Source organism: Nocardia sp. NPDC059240 (genome assembly GCF_042753865.1).
Taxonomy (GTDB): domain Bacteria; phylum Actinomycetota; class Actinomycetes; order Mycobacteriales; family Mycobacteriaceae; genus Nocardia.
Window position 1 is genome coordinate 24,151 of record NZ_JBHZAC010000018.1, and the last position, 15,879, is coordinate 40,029.

Below are 15,879 nucleotides of genomic sequence, written 5' to 3' on the forward strand. Positions count from 1 at the left end.
ACCCCGGTGTCCCCTCGGAGGTGGTTTCATGTCCGCGACCTTCCCGCCCCTCGCGCGGCGACTCGACGGCCTGCAGAGCTCGGCGATTCGTGACCTGCTCAAGCTCACCTCGCGCGCCGACATCATCAGCCTGGCCGGCGGGCTGCCGGACGCCGAACTCATGCCCCGTGACCGCATCGCCGCGGCCGCCGACACCGCGCTGTCGGATCGCGCCCGGCTGCAATACACCGAGTCCCCGGGTTGGGGGCCGCTGCGTGAGGTGCTGGCCGTCCGCGAGTCCGGACGCACCGGTCGGCCCGTTCCGGTCGACGAGATCTTCGTGACCCACGGCTCCCAGCAGGGGCTTTCACTGCTGGCCGAGGTGCTGTTGGATCCGGGCGCGCTGGTCGTGGTCGAGGATCCCGCGTATGTCGGTGCGCTGCAGGTCTTCCGGGCCGCGGGCGCGCGAATCGTGGCCGTGCCCTTGGATTCCGACGGTATGCGCGTCGACCTGCTGCGCGAACTGCTCGCCGCCGGTGAGCGTCCCGCCGTCGTGCACACCGTGAGCAACTTCCACAATCCGGGCGGTGTCACGCTGAGCCCGGACCGCCGCCGGGAGCTGGCCGCGCTGGCCGAGCAGTACGGTTTCTGGATCCTCGAGGACGACCCGTACGGCGAGCTCTGGTTCGACCGTCCCTCACCTGCCCCCGTGGCGACCTACTCGCCCTTCGTGATCCGGCTCTCCAGCGCCTCCAAGATCCTGGCCCCCAGTCTGCGCGCGGGCTGGATGATCGCCCCGCAACCGGTCTGCCGCGCCGTCGAACTGCTCAAACAGGGTGCGGACCTGTGCGGTTCGGCCCTCACCCAGCAGATCACCGCCGACCTCCTGGCCGACACCGACTGGCTCACCGGCCACGTGGACACGGTCCGCCAGGTCTACGGCGACCGGGCCCGCGCCCTCGTCGACGCCGTGCGAACCCGCTTCGGCGACAACGTGGTCTGCACCGATGCCGCCGGCGGCATGTTCGTCTGGGCCGACTTCACCGACGGCACCGACACCGATGCCCTGCTCCCGCACGCTCTCGACGCGGGCGTCGCCTACGTCCCCGGCAACGCCTTCGCCGTCTCCACGGACTACACCCGCTCGATGCGCCTGTGCTTCACCACCTCCGACGCGGCCACCCTGACCGAGGCTGTCGACCGCCTCGCCAAGGCCCACGCCGCGACCGTTCGCGTCTGAAGGACGGATCGTCTTGTCGCTCAGGCGGATCCGGGTGAGCTGAGCTCACCCGGATCGGGCTCTGCTGAGCTCAGACGGATTCGGACTGGGTGAGGGGGATCGGGTCGAGGACTTCCCGCCGGGCTTCCGGGGCTTCCAGGCGCAGGGCGTCGGCTCCCGCGTCGTCGGGCTGGGTCTGGGATTCGATCTCGGCGCGGACGCGGGCGGTGTAGACCGCGACCTCGCGGTCGATATCCGCCTCGGACCAGCCCAGTACCGGGGCCACCAGGCGCGCCACCTCGTCGGCGCAATCCGCTCCGCGGTGGGCGTATTCGATGGAGATGCGGGTGCGCCGGGCCAGGATGTCGTCCAGGTGCAGGGCGGCCTCGGCGGCGGCCGCGTACACCGCCTCCACCCGCAGATAGCCGGGTGATTCCGTAATCGGCTGCAGCAGATCGGGTTTGCCGTCGGCCAGGCCGAGCACCTCGTCGATGAGCGAGCCGTACCGGTTGAGCAGGTGCTGGATTCGGTACGGGTGGACGCCGTACTTCTCGGCCAGGTGCGGGGTCTGATTCATCAGGGCGTGATAGCCGTCCGCGCCCAGCAGCGGCACCTTCTCGGTGACGGTCGGCGGGACCCGGCGCGGAATGTCCTGTGCTGCTTCGTCGACCGCGTCGTAGGCCATCACCCGGTAGGTGGTGTACTTGCCGCCCGCGATGGCCACCAGGCCGGGCGCGATGCGGGCCACGGCGTGCTCACGCGACAGCTTCGAGGTCTGGTCGCTCTCCCCGGCCAGCAGCGGGCGCAGGCCCGCGTAGACGCCGGTGATGTCGGCGTGGGTGAGCGGGGTGACCAGCACCTTGTTGATGTGCTCGAGCAGGTAGTCGATATCGGATTTGGTGGCCGCCGGATGCGCGAGATCCAGATTCCAGTCGGTGTCGGTGGTGCCGATGATCCAGTGGTCGGTGCTCCACGCGATGACGAACAGCACCGACTTCTCGGTGCGCAGGATGATCGAGGTGTCGCTGGCGATGCGGTCGCGCGGCACCACGATGTGCACGCCCTTGGACGCGCGCACGTGGAAGCGGCCGCGCTGCCCGGCGATGGCCTGGATCTCGTCGGTCCAGACGCCGGTGGCATTGATGACGACGCTGCCGCGGATCTCGGCGGTGCGCCCGTCCTCGCTGTCGCGCACCTTCACCCCGGTCACCCGGTCGGCCTCGCGCAGGAAGCCGACCACCTGGGTCGAAGTCCGCACCACCGCACCGTAATTGGCGGCGGTGCGGGCCACGGTCATGGTGTGCCGGGCATCGTCGACCACGGTGTCGTAGTAGGTGAGCCCACCGGTCAGGACGCCGTTCTTCAGGCCCGGAGCCAGCCGCATGGCCGCCGATTTGGTCAGATGATGCTGTCCGGGAACGGATTTCGCGCCGCCCATGGTGTCGTAGAGGGTGAGGCCCGCCGCCACGTACGGCCGCTCCCAGCCGTAGTGGCTGAGCGGGTAGAGGAACCGCAGCGGCTTGACCAGGTGTGGGGCCAGCGTGGACAGCGCCAGTTCGCGTTCCTTGAGGGCCTCGCGGACCAGCCCGAACTCCATCATCTCCAGGTAGCGCAGACCGCCGTGGAACATCTTCGAGGAGCGGCTCGAGGTGCCCGCCGCCAGATCGCGGGCCTCCACCAGCGCGACCTCCAGGCCGCGGGTGGCGGCGTCCAGGGCGATGCCCGCGCCGACCACGCCGCCGCCGATCACGATGACGTCGAAGGTGTCCTTCCCGAGTCGTGCCCAGGCAGCTTCACGCTGCTCGGGGCCCAGGAACTGCGATCGCGGTTGCTTCGTCATCCTCAGACTCCTCTGGGCTACTTTTCGGCTACCGAGGGCTACGGTACCCACAGTAGCCCGCGGCGTCGGTTAGCCTCGAGCGATGCGTCGTTATGTGGCCGCCATCGATTCCGGGACGACGTCGAGTCGTTGCATCGTGTTCGATCATCAGGGCCGAATCGCCGGAGTCGCCCAGCGCGAACACGAACAGCTCTTCCCGCAGCCCGGCTGGGTCGAGCACGATCCCGAATCCATCTGGCGCAATACCGAATTGGTGATCGCCCAGGCGTTGAAGGGCTGCGGCATCGGAGCCGCCGAAGTGGCCGCCGCCGGCGTCACCAATCAGCGCGAGACCACCGTGGTGTGGGAACGCGCCACCGGCAAGCCCATCTACAACGCCATTGTCTGGCAGGACCTGCGGACCGCCGAGCTCACCGAGACCCTCGCCGGTGACCTCGGGCCCAACCGCTACGCCGACCGCACCGGACTGCCGCTGTCCACGTATTTCGCCGGGCCCAAACTGCGTTGGATCCTCGACGAGGTGCCCGGTGCGCGGGCGCGCGCCGAGGCCGGGGAACTGTGTTTCGGCACCATCGACAGCTGGATCCTGTGGAAGCTGACCGGCCTGCACATCACCGACGTCACCAATGCCTCGCGCACCATGCTGATGGATCTGCGCACGCTGCAATGGGATTCGCAGATCTGCGCCGAATTCGGCATTCCCATGGCGATGCTGCCCGAAATCCGCAGCAGCTCCGAGGTTTACGGGGACATCACCACCGGAGCGCTCGCGGGCGTCCCCCTCGCGGGCATCCTCGGCGACCAGCAGGCCGCGACGTTCGGTCAGGCCTGCCTCTCGCCCGGCGACACCAAGAACACCTACGGCACCGGCAATTTCATGCTCATGAACACCGGCACCACCCCGGTCTTCAGCGAGCACGGCCTGCTCACCACCGTCTGCTACCGCCTCGGTGACCAGCCCGCCGTCTACGCCCTCGAAGGCTCCATCGCCGTCACCGGTTCCCTGGTCCAGTGGCTGCGCGACAACCTCGGCATCATCTCCTCCGCCGACGAGATCGAGCCGCTGGCCCGCACCGTCGCCGACAATGGCGGCGCCTACGTCGTCCCCGCCTTCTCCGGCCTCTTCGCCCCCCGCTGGCGCCCCGACGCCCGCGGCATCGTCGCGGGCCTCACCCGCTTCGTCAACAAGGGCCACCTCGCCCGAGCCGTCCTGGAAGCCACCGCCTTCCAGACCCGCGAGGTCATCGACGCCATGCGCGCCGACTCCGAAGCCCAGCACCTCGACGTCGAAAAGGTCACCCTGAAGGTCGACGGCGGCATGGTCGTGAACGAACTGCTGATGCAGTTCCAATCCGACATCCTCGACGCCCCCGTGGTCCGCCCCATGGTCACCGAAACCACCGCGCTGGGCGCGGCCTACGCCGCCGGCCTGGCCGTCGGCTACTGGTCCTCCACCGACGACATCCGCGCCAACTGGTCCGAAGACAAACGCTGGACCCCGTCGATGTCGGCGGACACCCGCACCCACCTCATGACCGAATGGAACAAGGCGGTCGAACGCACCTACGACTGGGCCTGACCGCGTCGCCTCATCCGGCCTGACCGGCAGTCCGTCTGCCGGTCAGCGCCGGAAGATCGATCGTCACACTGGAATTCAGCAATGGCAGCGCGATCCGCCCGGTCTGCCTCCCGAGGTTCTCGTACCGGTCGGCCATCAGGCGAAAGGCTCTGAGGCTCATGGGATCGTCCATATCGATCAACCAGTAGTTCTCGACGCCCGCCTCGGCGTACTCGTCGAGTTTGGTGACCCGATCGGTTCGCCTGGTGCCCTCCGACATGATCTCCGCTACGAGACAGACATGCTCGGGCGACCAGCGCGGCAGATTGTCCTCGATCCCGGCCTCGGTCCCCACCAGCAAATCGGGCAACCGCACGGTCGGCACCGGCCCGGAATCGACCACCAGCTCAGCCCGCCGCAACGTGCCCCAGGTAATCGGCAACTGCGGCTCGAGCTGCGCCGCCAGCCGCAGAACGGCCTGCTCATGCCGCTGACTCGGCTGCGGCGTAACAATCAACACCCCCTCGGCCAACTCGAGACCATGACCGTCATCCTTCGGAACTGCGATCCAGTCCTCCAGCGTCAACAGCCGACCGAGCCAGGACACCGAACTCACCCGTGCCTCCTTTCGCAAGCCCGAACCCTAACCAGATCAGCCATGAGACACACCGAATTCTCCCGTGGTGACCAGTGAAACCGCGCGAGTTGAATCCCCCGCAGGGCGTGGCTATCGTCGCTGCGACGAAAGGCGGGGGCAATGGATCAGCCACATTCCGCGCTGCGACCGGCACAGTATGCGGCGCAACCGGCGGGGGCGCACGGCGAGATACTGGGGGTGGCAGCCTTTGCCGCCGAAGCAGATACGGCGATGCGCCTGAGCCGGGCAACGGCGCTGGCCCGCTGGCGGTCGCCGGCGGGACTGGGATTCATCGCGACGATCCCACTGATTCTCATGGTCCGGCACATCGTCGATCTGGTTGTGGGCGTGAGTCGTTCGGGTTCCTGGGCCCTGGAGTTGGCGGGTCTGTACCTCGGCCTACTGGCGGTCACCATCGTGATCGGAGCGCTCCTCACCGCCGTAGCCATGGTGCGCCGCAGCCGCGCCGTCATGGCGTATGCGACACCGGGCGCGACGATGACGACGCGCTACCAACGGGATTCGCTGGAACTCACCCTCGCGACCGGCACCAGCGTGATCGCCTTCGGGCAGATCCGCGAACTCTTCGCCATCGGCGATTCGGTATTCCTGCGGGTGCGCGGGGCACGCGGAATCGCATTGCCGCGCGAACTGTTTCCCGAAGCCGCGCTACAACTCATGGGGCGGCGGCTGGGTAGTCGGCCCCAGGCGAGGCGAACGATCGTTATCGGCGTCGTGATGGCCTCGGTACTGGTGGCAGTCGGGGCGGCGCTCGGAGCGCTGTCTCTGGTGCCCGGTGGTATCGGTGGAACCGGACATCCGGCCGGTGTCGCCCTGCGTAAGAGCATTCCTGCGGACTACACCTCCGATACGATCGCCGCCTACGGAAATGTTGCATACATCGCATGTTTCGATGGCAAGGTCCGGTTCGTCGATTTGTCCTCCGGGGCTGTGACCGCGGCTGTCCCCGTGGGCCAGAACTCCTTCGGCATCGCATTCGACCCGGCGACCAGGTTGCTGTATGTCGGCAGCGATCCAGGGTTGGGCCACAACGGCAAGGTCACCGTGATCGATACCGACGCGAAGGTCGTCCGAACCACCATCGGGTTCGATTCCGGCGTATGGAAACTCGCGATCGACAGCGCGCTGCATCGTCTCTATGTCGGCGAACAAATTCCGAAATCGCGGGATGCGCTCGCGATCGTCGATACGGGCACGAACGCGGTGGTCGGCGAGGTGCAGGTCGGCGAATCAGAGAAGGACATCGCTGTCGATTCCCGCACCCACCTCGTCTACGTCGGGTCCGAACTGCCGGAACCGATCCAGGTAATCGACGTGGCGAGCATGAAGGTCACCGCGACAATCGCGTTCGGCGATCGTGTTCGCGGCCTGGCAGTGGACCCGCAGACCCACTCGCTGGTCGCGATAGGCGACGAGACCGGCAGTACCGGAGACGCACCCCGGGTCCTGAAGATCATCGACACGGTCACCAATACGATTCGCAGCACCCTGTCATTGGCGCCGATGGCATGGGGACTCGACGTCGATCCGAGCTCCCACACCGCGTACGTGCTCGAACAGAACTTCGCGGCCGGGGACGACCCCAAGCAGAACTACGAATCGACGCGGGCGCTCGATACCAGGACAGGTGCGGTCACCTCGGCCGTCACCATCGCAAGCGGGAAGGACAGTGAGCCTGAGGTAGGGCTCGCGGTCGATCCGGTGAGCCACGTCATCCTTGTCGCGGATTCCGTGAAGTTGGCTTTGCTGTCCTGATTGCCGTTGCGCCAAACGGATTCGATGCCATGATCGCGTGGCCTGGTGCGCAAGGATTCGTCGGCTAGCTTGGCTCGCGGTTCGGCGTGGGCTGGCAGCGGGGGCAGAAGTAGATGCCGCGGTCGGCGCGGGTGGCGTGGGAATCGTCGCCTAGGAGGTGGACGACCAGGTTTGTGCCGCAGCGGGGGCAGGGGCGGCGGTGGCGGCCGTAAGCCTGTGCCCGCCAGGGTGGTTGGTGGGCTGCCTTGGTGAGCACTCGGTGGGCCTCGTCGACGAGGGCGGGGAGGTCGTCGACAGCGCCGATCGGGGTGGCGGGGTTGACGCGGCGGAGGAAGCAGATCTCGCTGCGGTAGATGTTGCCTATGCCCGCCAGGTTGGTTTGGTCCAGGAGGGCGAGGCCGATCGGCTGGGCCGGATCCTGTGACAGGCGGCGGACGGCTTCCGCGGCATCCCAGTTCGGGCCGAGGAGGTCGGGACCGAGGTGGTCGGTGGCGGTGTGTTCGTCGGGGCGGCGGAGGACTTCGACGAGGCCGAGGGAGAAGCCGACGGCTTCGCTATCGGCGGTGGAGAGGATGAGGCGGGCGGTGAATCCCGGTTTGGTCCAGCGCTGTCCGGGTTGGTAGATCCGCCACTCGCCCTCCATCTTCAGGTGCGTGTGGATGCTCAGTTCCGGGGTCCGGATGAACAGGTGCTTGCCGTAGGTGCCGACGCTGTCGACCTCCTGACCCCGCAGATTCAAGGTGGCGTAGCGCGGGACCCGGAAGTCGCTGCGGGTGAGTTCCTTGCCCGCCAGGGCTTTTCGGAGGCGGGCGGCAGCGAGGAAGACGGTGTCACCTTCGGGCATCGGGGCTCACGGTCGGCCTCGGAGGCGGAAGCCCTTGGGGGTGGCGGCGAATCCGGCTTCGGTGAGGAATCCGGCGAAGGTGTTCCCGTGGACGGATTCTCCGTTCACCCGGTCGATGACCAGGGAGTCGACGCGGCGATCGTGGACCAGGGCCGCCAGGGCGGTGGCGGCGGCGGTGCGGATGGCCGGATCCTCGCTGAAGGTGAGCAGGGTCTTGCCGCCGCGTTCCAGGTAGAGCGCCAATTCGCCTTCGACGAGAACGACCAGGGCTCCCGCCTTGCGGCCCGGCCGATGGCCCGCGCCCTCGGCGGCGGCCTTGGGCCAGGGGAGCGCCGCGCCATAGGGATTGGCCGGATCGCAGGACGCCAGGGCGACGGCCTTACCGACCGGGTCGGCCGAGAACGAGTCACCGCGGGTGCGGTCGGTGTCGAAGGAGCGCAGGCGATCCACCACATCCGTGGTCGAGAACTGCGCGCCGCCCAGCGAATCCACGAAGTATCCGCGCCGGCAACGGCCGCGATCTTCGAATTCGGTGAGGACCCGGTACATGAGGGCGAAACCGCCGGGCACGCCCTCGCTCTGCACCGGGCCGCGGGTCAGCACCCCGTAGCGCTCCAGCAGCACGTCGGCGGTGGCGTGCGCGCGGATCGTATTGTCGGCCACCCGCTCCGGTAGCAGCGACCAGCGACCGGCGACCTGCGGTGACGCGGTGCGGGCGGGCATGCCGGTGCGCGGCAGATACATTCGCCCGCGCGGGGTGCGCCGGGGCGTGCGATGCGCGGTCGTGGTGCGGGTCGTCCCGGCCAGCAGGGCGCGGACGGGTGCGAAGGTGTCGCCGCCGATATGCCCGGCCCACACCAGATCCCAGAGCGCGGCAGTCACCGCGGTCTCGTCCTCGGTCTCGGCACCGTCGAGGAGCTGCCGGAAGAAGTACGCGCCACCGGTGTTACCCGCCACCACCTGATACTCGCCCTTCGGCAGAGCGGTACCCGTGGTCTCACCGTCGGCCTGGGCCGCGCCGTCCACGGTGCCGCCGATCACGGTGGCCCCCAACGCAGTCAGCAGCCCGATGTGCCGTTCGGTCAGATCGATCTCGTCCGGTGGCGGCAGGGTCAGCCCCGCCCCCTCCGCCGGGTGCAGCGCGATCCAGCCGTCCTTGGCGGTGATCGACCCGTGCCCGGACCAGATCACCTCACCCGTCGCCATCAGCTCGTCGAGCATGGCGGGGGAGTAGTCGCGCACCCGCAGCGGCAGGATCAGCGACTCCCAGGCCGATGCCGGAATCGGCACGCCCGCAAGCTGTTCCACCACCGCCGCGACCCCGTCCACGCCGCGCAGCTCGCCGGTGCCGACATGCTGCCAGGACGGCAGGAACCGGCCCAGCGCGGCGGTCGCGACCGGCTCGACCTCCTTGCGGGCGGCGGCCAGCGAGCGACGGCGCAACCGGCGCAGCACCTCGCTGTCACACCATTCCGAGCCGGCCGAGCCCGGCGTGAATTCGCCTTCCACGACCCGCTTCTCGATGGACAGACGATGCAATGCGGTGGCCGCCACGGCCGGTCCCAGCCCGAACCGCTGCGCGACCGCGGTCAGCGTGAACGGCCCGTGCGTGCGTGCGTACCGCCCGACGAGATCGCCGAGCGGATCGGCGACCGGCTCGATGAACGCCGCCGGGACCCCGATGGGCAGCGGCACCCCCAACGCGTCCCGCAGCCGCGCGGCATCCTCGATGGCCACCCACCAGCGCGAACCCGCGAACGAAACCTCCAGCGCCCGATGCGATTTCACCAACTCTCCGAACCACTCGCGCGGATCGTCAACACACCGCTCGGCCGCTTCCCCGGCGGTGATCGGCCCGAGCAGCCGCAGCAGATCGGCCAGCCCCTCCATATCCCGCGCGTGCCGTTCGGGCGTGAGCCGCTGCAGTTCCCGCTCGGTCTGCTCCAGCACCGCCGCGTCCAGCAGCTCTCGCAGTTCGACCCGCCCCAGCAGTTCCGCCAGCAGGCTCGAATCCAGTGACAGCGCCGCCGCCCGCCGCTCGGCCAGCGGAGAGTCGCCCTCGTACATGAACTGCCCGATGTAGTCGAACAGCAGCGAATTCGCGAACGGTGACGGCGTGGCGGTCTCCACCTCCACCAGCCGTACCTGCCGGCGCGCCACCCGGCCCAGCAGCTCCCGCAGCGACGGCAGGTCGTACACGTCCTGCAGGCACTCGCGCACCGTCTCCAGCAGAATCGGGAAATCCGGGAACTTGCGCGCCACATCCAGCAACTGCGCCGCCCGCTGCCGCTGCTGCCACAGCGGGGCCCGCTTCCCCGGATCGCGGCGCGGCAGCAGCAGCGCCCGCGCCGCGCACTCCCGGAACCGGGACGCGAAAAGTGCCGAGCCGCCGACCTGTTCGGTCACCAGATCATCGATCTCATCGGTCTCGAACACGAACAACTCCGCCCCCGGCGGATCATCGGTGGTATCCGGCAGCCGCACCACGATCCCGTCATCCGACGGCGTCGGCGCGGCATCCACCCCGAACCGCTCCCGCAGCCTGGCCCCCACCGCCAGCGCCCACGGCGCGTGCACCGGCAACCCGTACGGCGAATGCAACACCACCCGCCAGTCGCCCAGCTCATCGCGGAACCGCTCCACTACGAGCGTCTTGTCGGTCGGCAACTGCCCGGTCGCCTCCCGCTGCTCGGCCAGCAGCGATACCAGATTGCCCGTCGCGTTCTCGTCCAGTCCGGCCGCAGCCGAGACCTGCTCGAGCGCGGACCGCGGTGCCGATTTCGCCTTGCCCCCGGCGGATTTCGCTTTACCCCCGGTGGATTTCGTCTTGCTTCCGCCCTTACCCGGCCGTTCCTCGGGCTTACCTGCCGCGAATTCCCCCAGTGCGGTGGCCAAGTCGACGGGATCGGATGCCGCTGTTCGCGTGGTCGCCGATTTGTCACCCGCGCGATGCTCTTCGACCGCTTGGCCTGCCAGCCGCACGAATTCGCCTAATGCCGCGCCCAATTCGGCGGGTCGGCCCAGGGAATCGCCGTGCCAGAACGGAAGTCGGCCGGGCTGCCCGAAGGCCGGGGTCACCAGGACCCGGTCGAAGGTGATCTCCTCGATACGCCAACTGGTCGCGCCCAGGGCGAAGACGTCACCGACCCGGGATTCGTAGACCATCTCCTCATCGAGTTCGCCGACGCGGGAAGCCTTCTCACCGACCATGAAGACCGGGAACAGCCCGCGATCGGGGATCGCGCCGCCGGAGGTGACGGCGAGGCGTTGCGCGCCCGGGCGGCCGGTGAGGGTGCCCGCGTCGCGGTCCCAGACGATGCGCGGCCGCAGTTCGGCGAACTCGTCGGAGGGGTAGCGGCCCGCGAGCAGGTCCAGCACCGAGTCGTAGGCCGAACGAGGTAGTGCCGCATAGCTTCCCGTGGCGCGCACGGTGTCGAACCAGGCGTCGGCGTCGATGGGTTCGAGCGCGCAGGCGGCCACCGTCTGCTGGGCGAGAATATCGAGGGGATGGGTCGGGACCTGGAGTTCCTCGATCTGCCCGGCCGTCATGCGCATGGATGCCACCGCGCAGTGCACGACATCGGTGCGATGCTTGGGGAAGATGACGCCGCGTGAGATCTCACCCACCTGGTGCCCGGCGCGACCCACCCGCTGCAGCCCCGAGGCCACCGACGGCGGCGCCTCCACCTGTACCACCAGTTCCACCGCGCCCATATCGATGCCGAGTTCGAGGCTGCTGGTGGCGACCACGCACCGCAGCCGCCCGCTCTTGAGGTCGTCCTCGATGAGCGCCCGCTGCTCCTTGCTCACCGACCCGTGGTGGGCGCGCGCCAAAAGCGTTGTCGCACCGTGAATCACCTCGGTGGAAGCCCCCAGCTGCGCGGGCGGCTTGTGCTCGGTCTCGACGGCTTCTCCGAGCCGGGCCGCGTACGCCTCGTTCAGGCGCGCGGTGAGGCGTTCGGAAAGCCGCCGCGAATTGGCGAACACGATCGAGGACCGGTGTTCGAGCACCAGATCCACGATGGCCTCGTCCACATGCGGCCAGATCGAGCCCGGCTGATCCGAATCCTCCCGCCCCGCATCGGGTTCGGTCATATCCGCCACCGGCACCCGCACCGACAGGTCGAAGGTTTTGGGCGCGGGCGGCGCGACGATCGTGATGGGCGCGCTCCCGACCAGGAACTTCCCGACTTCTGCGGGCGGCCGCACGGTCGCCGAAAGGCCGATGCGCTGTGCGGGCGAGGGTGTGAGACGATCCAGTCGTGCCAGCGAAAGTGCCAGGTGCGCACCGCGTTTGGACCCCGCGATGGCATGCACCTCGTCCACGATCACGGTGTGCACCTCGCTCAGCGACTCCCGTGCCGCCGAGGTCAGCATGAGGAACAGCGATTCCGGCGTGGTGATCAGAATGTCCGGCGGCGTGCGCTGCATGCTGCGCCGATCCGCCGCACTGGTATCCCCGGACCGCACCCCCACCCGAATCTCGGGCGCCTCCACCCCGAGCCGCTTGGCCGTCTGGGTGACACCGACCAGCGGCGCGCGCAGATTCCGCTCCACATCCACGGCCAGCGCCTTGAGCGGGGAGATGTAGAGCACCGAGGTCTTGCGAGGCCCGGTTACCGGTTCCCGCGTCGCCAGCCGATCGATGGCCCACAGAAAAGCCGACAGTGTTTTACCCGATCCGGTGGGCGCGATCACCAGTGTGTGCTGCCCCGCCGCGATCGATTCCCACGCCCCCAACTGCGCGGCCGTGGGCGCCGGAAACGCGCCGTCGAACCACTCTCTGGTCGCGGGGGAGAACCGATCCATCGCCCCAGTCTGCACCCGCCCACCGACAGACTTCGCCACCCGGCCCCTATCGGAAGGTTCTCCCGCATGTCCGTTTTCCGGGTTCGTAGGGGGTGAGCGAAGACCGAGCAATTGGTGATCCGCCCCTGGCCGCCGCGCGTAGGCTTCGGTCCGTGCAGAAGGTGCTCCGACTCGATCTTGTCAGTCACGGCATGACAGAGGCGATGCGCAAAGCACGATTTCCGGTCGATGAACCACTCACCGAAGCAGGTCGTCGTTCGGTCACCGCCTGCGGCCGTTTGAGTGCCGCGCGGGTCATCACCGCCCCCGAACGCCGCACGGTCGAGACCGCCACCCTCATGGGACTCGCGGGCGACGAGGACGATCGACTACGCGATATGGACGCCGGGGCCTGGCGTGGCGGCGAACTCATGTCGGTGCCCAAGGAGGACCTCTACCTGTGGCTCACCGATCCGGGCTATCGCGGCCACGGCGGCGAGGCCGTGGTCGATGTCATCGAGCGCACCGGCGAATGGCTCGCCGATATCGCCCTGGACGGCGAACCCACCATCGCGATCACCCACCCGGCCGTCATCCGCGCCGCCCTGCTGGTCACCCTCGACGCCCCCGCGAAGTCGTTCTGGCGCATCGACGTTCCCCCGGTCAGCGTCACCCGGCTGCAGTATCGCGGCGAGTGGACGCTGAACTTCCGCTGACCGCAACCGCACTTTCGCCGATGGGCACGGCCGCCGCCAGCATGGCCCGCACCGCGTCCGTGATCAGCCGGGCGGAGATGCTCGGGTCCACCGCGCGCTGAATGCCCAGTCCCAGACCGAGACTCAGGATCGTGGTGGCCGAGTCCTCCGCCGACATGGGCAGCACCACCCCCATGGAATCGGCCAGTACCTGCAGTTGAGCGGCCGCGGCCCCGCGCATCATGCTCAGCCCCGAGACCAGCGCGGCCTGCAGGTCGGCGTCATCGCGCGCCACGATGGCGAACTCGAATTCCAGCAGTGTCCACTCGACATCGCCCAGTGTGCGTTCGGCCCAGCGCTCGAAGCGTTCCATCCGATCCTCGAGCGAATCCTCGCCGCTGAGCAGATCGCTCAACTCGGTGAACTTGGTCTCGTGGATGAGCCCGAGCACCTCGAGGCAGAGCGCGGACTTGGTCTTGAAGTTCGAGTAGACCGCGCCCTTGGAGTACCCGGCCTCCTCGGCGACCTTCTCCAGGCTGGTCTTGGCGTACCCGTCCCGCAGGAACATCTCGCGCGCGGTGGCGAGCAGGTCCGAGCGGGTGCGGGCCTGGCTCTCGGGCCTGGTGAGTCGTGCCATGACGACGATTCTATGTACTGAAAGATTTGGGATACCGTCGGTATGCGAATACTGCTAGTGTTCGAAACCATGAGTAACAGGAACGGGTCACAGCGACGTGGCCTCGCCATCGGCTGCGGCGGCACCGTCGGCATGGCCTGGATCGTCGCCGCACTGGCTGCGGCGCGGGACGTACTGGACTGGGATCCGCGCACCGCCGACGCCATGATCGGCACCTCGGCCGGCGCGGAGACACTCACCATGCTGGGCAGCGGTGTCGGCGTCGACGATCTGATCGCCATGCAACGCGGCACCGCCACCGACCCGATCCTCATCGACCACATGCGCGCGGAGCCACCGCGATTCCCGCCGCTGCCGCGACCGCGCCTCGGCGCACCCGCCCGCGCCGCGCGAGAACTGCTGGCCCGCCCGGGCAATGGCCACGCCCTGCTCACCGCGGGCAGCGGGCTGCTGCCGCAGGGCAGCGGCGACCCGGCCTGGCTGCAACGCCTGGCACAACGACTCAATCCCGGCCGCGACTGGGTCCAGCACCCCGCCACCTGGCTGGTCGCCATGGACAATGCCACCGGCGAACGGGTGCCCTTCGGCGCGCCGTCGGCCCCGGACGCGACTATCGGTGCGGCACTGCGGGCCTCGTGGGCTATTCCCGGCTGGTTCCCGGCCGTGGAGATCGCGGGCCGCCGCTTCGTCGACGGCGGCGCGGCCTCCACCGCCTCGGCCGACCTGCTCATCCCCGCCGACCTCGACGAGGTCGTGGTGATCGCACCGATGGCCTCCACCGGCCGCCTGCCCGCCACCGGCGCGGGCCACTTCCTCGAACGCCAGCTGCGAAACCGCATGAGCGAGAAGCTCGATGCCGAGGTCGCGCTGCTGCGCGCCAGCGGCGTCAAGGTGCTGCGCATCGACGCCACCGCCGAGGACCTGGCCGTCATGGGCCCCAACTTCATGGACGGCCGCCGCCGTCTCGCCACCTTCGAACACAGCCTGGTCAGCATCCGCCGCCGGGTCGAGCAGGGAGTATTCGCGTGAGCATCTTCGGAAACAACTATCCCGCCATCGATCTGAACGGCGCCCGGGTGCTGATCACCGGCGCGGGCCGCGGCATCGGCCAGTGCACGGCGGAACTGTTCGCGAGCAAGGGCGCGGAGGTCGCCATCGCGGATGTGGACACCGCCGCCGCCCAGACCGCCGCGGCCGCCCTGGGGGCCAAGGCTTTCGAGCTCGACGTGCGCAAGCGCGACCAGTGGGACAAGGTGGTCGCCGACTTCGGCCGCATCGACATCCTGGTGAACAATGCGGGCGTCATGCCCGCCGGCGCCTTCCTCGACGAGCCGGACGCGGTGGGGCACACCACCATCGACGTCAATGTCTGGGGCCTCATCCACGGCATGCGCGCCGTCGTCCCCGGCATGATCGACCGCGGCCACGGCCACGTGGTGAACGTGGCCTCGCTGGCGGGCAAGCTCCCGGTCGCCGGTCTGGCCGTCTACAACGCCAGCAAGTTCGCCGCCGTCGGCCTCTCCGCCGCAACACGTCTGGAGTTCGCGCCGCACGGGGTCAGCGTCAGCTGCGTCATGCCGTCGGCCGTGCGCACCCGCCTGTCCTCGGGCCTGTCCCTGGGCGGCGGCATGCCGACCGTCGATCCCGAGGACGTCGCCGCGGCCGTGGTCGGCACGGTGCGCAGCCGTCGCGCCGAGGTCGCCGTCCCGAACTACCTGGGCGGGCTCGACGTCGCCATCGCCGCCGCCCCGGAACCCGCGATGCGCCTGGTGCGCAAGGCCCTCAACGCCGACCGCGCCCTGCACCCCGCCGACGAGAAGGTCCGCTCGCAGTACGAGGCGCAGGTGCGTGCCATCACCGCCGAGGACGACGAGTCCTGACCGACGGCCGGTTCGAGTAGGCCGCA

Annotated in this window: 11 protein-coding genes; 6 read left to right on the forward strand and 5 right to left on the reverse strand. The window is 68.9% G+C overall.

The window, feature by feature from the left end; genetic code table 11:
* The first annotated feature begins 28 nt into the window (after nt 1–28).
* The gene (locus ACFXHA_RS41780) at nt 29–1,219 is read left to right on the forward strand and encodes a PLP-dependent aminotransferase family protein (protein WP_379366361.1); all 1,191 of its coding nucleotides are present in this window, start codon (nt 29–31) and stop codon (nt 1,217–1,219) included.
* Nucleotides 1,220–1,289: 70 nt separating this feature from the next.
* On the opposite strand, the gene glpD is transcribed toward ACFXHA_RS41780, so the two are convergent.
* Entirely contained in the window at nt 1,290–3,038 is a 1,749-nt protein-coding gene (gene glpD / locus ACFXHA_RS41785; protein ID WP_379366363.1) for a glycerol-3-phosphate dehydrogenase, read from the reverse strand.
* Between the two features lie 82 nt (nt 3,039–3,120).
* Between glpD and glpK the strand changes: the two genes are divergently transcribed.
* Nucleotides 3,121–4,617 carry a glycerol kinase GlpK gene (glpK, locus tag ACFXHA_RS41790; protein ID WP_379366365.1) on the forward strand — a complete coding sequence of 499 codons (1,497 nt, stop codon included), beginning with the start codon at nt 3,121–3,123 and terminating at the stop codon, nt 4,615–4,617.
* 10 nt (nt 4,618–4,627) lie between these two features.
* On the opposite strand, the gene ACFXHA_RS41795 is transcribed toward glpK, so the two are convergent.
* Nucleotides 4,628–5,182: a Uma2 family endonuclease gene (locus ACFXHA_RS41795; protein WP_379366367.1), complete on the reverse strand. Its 555-nt coding sequence runs from the start codon at nt 5,180–5,182 to the stop codon at nt 4,628–4,630.
* 171 nt (nt 5,183–5,353) lie between these two features.
* Between ACFXHA_RS41795 and ACFXHA_RS41800 the strand changes: the two genes are divergently transcribed.
* Complete coding sequence (locus tag ACFXHA_RS41800) at nt 5,354–7,009, forward strand: hypothetical protein (RefSeq protein WP_379366369.1); 1,656 nt, start codon at nt 5,354–5,356, stop codon at nt 7,007–7,009.
* Nucleotides 7,010–7,073: 64 nt separating this feature from the next.
* On the opposite strand, the gene ACFXHA_RS41805 is transcribed toward ACFXHA_RS41800, so the two are convergent.
* Complete coding sequence (locus tag ACFXHA_RS41805; RefSeq protein WP_379366371.1) at nt 7,074–7,853, reverse strand: DNA-formamidopyrimidine glycosylase family protein; 780 nt, start codon at nt 7,851–7,853, stop codon at nt 7,074–7,076.
* Between the two features lie 6 nt (nt 7,854–7,859).
* Complete coding sequence (locus ACFXHA_RS41810) at nt 7,860–12,662, reverse strand: ATP-dependent helicase (protein WP_379366373.1); 4,803 nt, start codon at nt 12,660–12,662, stop codon at nt 7,860–7,862.
* 152 nt (nt 12,663–12,814) lie between these two features.
* On the opposite strand from ACFXHA_RS41810, the gene ACFXHA_RS41815 reads away from it, so the two are divergent.
* The gene (locus ACFXHA_RS41815; RefSeq protein ID WP_379366375.1) at nt 12,815–13,357 is read left to right on the forward strand and encodes a histidine phosphatase family protein; all 543 of its coding nucleotides are present in this window, start codon (nt 12,815–12,817) and stop codon (nt 13,355–13,357) included.
* Here ACFXHA_RS41815 and ACFXHA_RS41820 read toward each other — a convergent pair.
* Nucleotides 13,311–13,973, reverse strand: a complete 663-nt coding sequence (locus ACFXHA_RS41820) for a TetR/AcrR family transcriptional regulator (RefSeq protein WP_379366377.1) — start codon at nt 13,971–13,973, stop codon at nt 13,311–13,313. The genes ACFXHA_RS41815 and ACFXHA_RS41820 overlap by 47 nt on opposite strands.
* Nucleotides 13,974–14,042: 69 nt before the next feature.
* Here ACFXHA_RS41820 and ACFXHA_RS41825 point away from each other — a divergent pair, with 69 nt between their 5' ends.
* Both ACFXHA_RS41825 and ACFXHA_RS41830 read left to right on the forward strand, forming a co-directional pair.
* Nucleotides 14,043–15,002, forward strand: a complete 960-nt coding sequence (locus ACFXHA_RS41825) for a patatin-like phospholipase family protein (RefSeq protein ID WP_379366379.1) — start codon at nt 14,043–14,045, stop codon at nt 15,000–15,002.
* Nucleotides 14,999–15,853 (forward strand): SDR family oxidoreductase, encoded by an 855-nt coding sequence (locus tag ACFXHA_RS41830; RefSeq protein WP_379366380.1) that lies wholly within the window; start codon nt 14,999–15,001, stop codon nt 15,851–15,853. The genes ACFXHA_RS41825 and ACFXHA_RS41830 overlap by 4 nt, the downstream gene beginning before the upstream one ends.
* Nucleotides 15,854–15,879: the final 26 nt, after the last annotated feature.

Excerpts from the sequence above, each read along its gene's own strand:
- ACFXHA_RS41780 (WP_379366361.1), top strand. The coding sequence starts at position 29 with ATGTCCGCGACCTTCCCGCCCCTCGCGCGGCGACTCGACGGCCTGCAG.
- glpD (WP_379366363.1), bottom strand. The coding sequence starts at position 3,038 with ATGACGAAGCAACCGCGATCGCAGTTCCTGGGCCCCGAGCAGCGTGAA.
- glpK (WP_379366365.1), top strand. The coding sequence starts at position 3,121 with ATGCGTCGTTATGTGGCCGCCATCGATTCCGGGACGACGTCGAGTCGT.
- ACFXHA_RS41800 (WP_379366369.1), top strand. The coding sequence starts at position 5,354 with ATGGATCAGCCACATTCCGCGCTGCGACCGGCACAGTATGCGGCGCAA.
- ACFXHA_RS41805 (WP_379366371.1), bottom strand. The coding sequence starts at position 7,853 with ATGCCCGAAGGTGACACCGTCTTCCTCGCTGCCGCCCGCCTCCGAAAA.
- ACFXHA_RS41810 (WP_379366373.1), bottom strand. The coding sequence starts at position 12,662 with ATGGATCGGTTCTCCCCCGCGACCAGAGAGTGGTTCGACGGCGCGTTT.
- ACFXHA_RS41820 (WP_379366377.1), bottom strand. The coding sequence starts at position 13,973 with ATGGCACGACTCACCAGGCCCGAGAGCCAGGCCCGCACCCGCTCGGAC.
- ACFXHA_RS41825 (WP_379366379.1), top strand. The coding sequence starts at position 14,043 with ATGAGTAACAGGAACGGGTCACAGCGACGTGGCCTCGCCATCGGCTGC.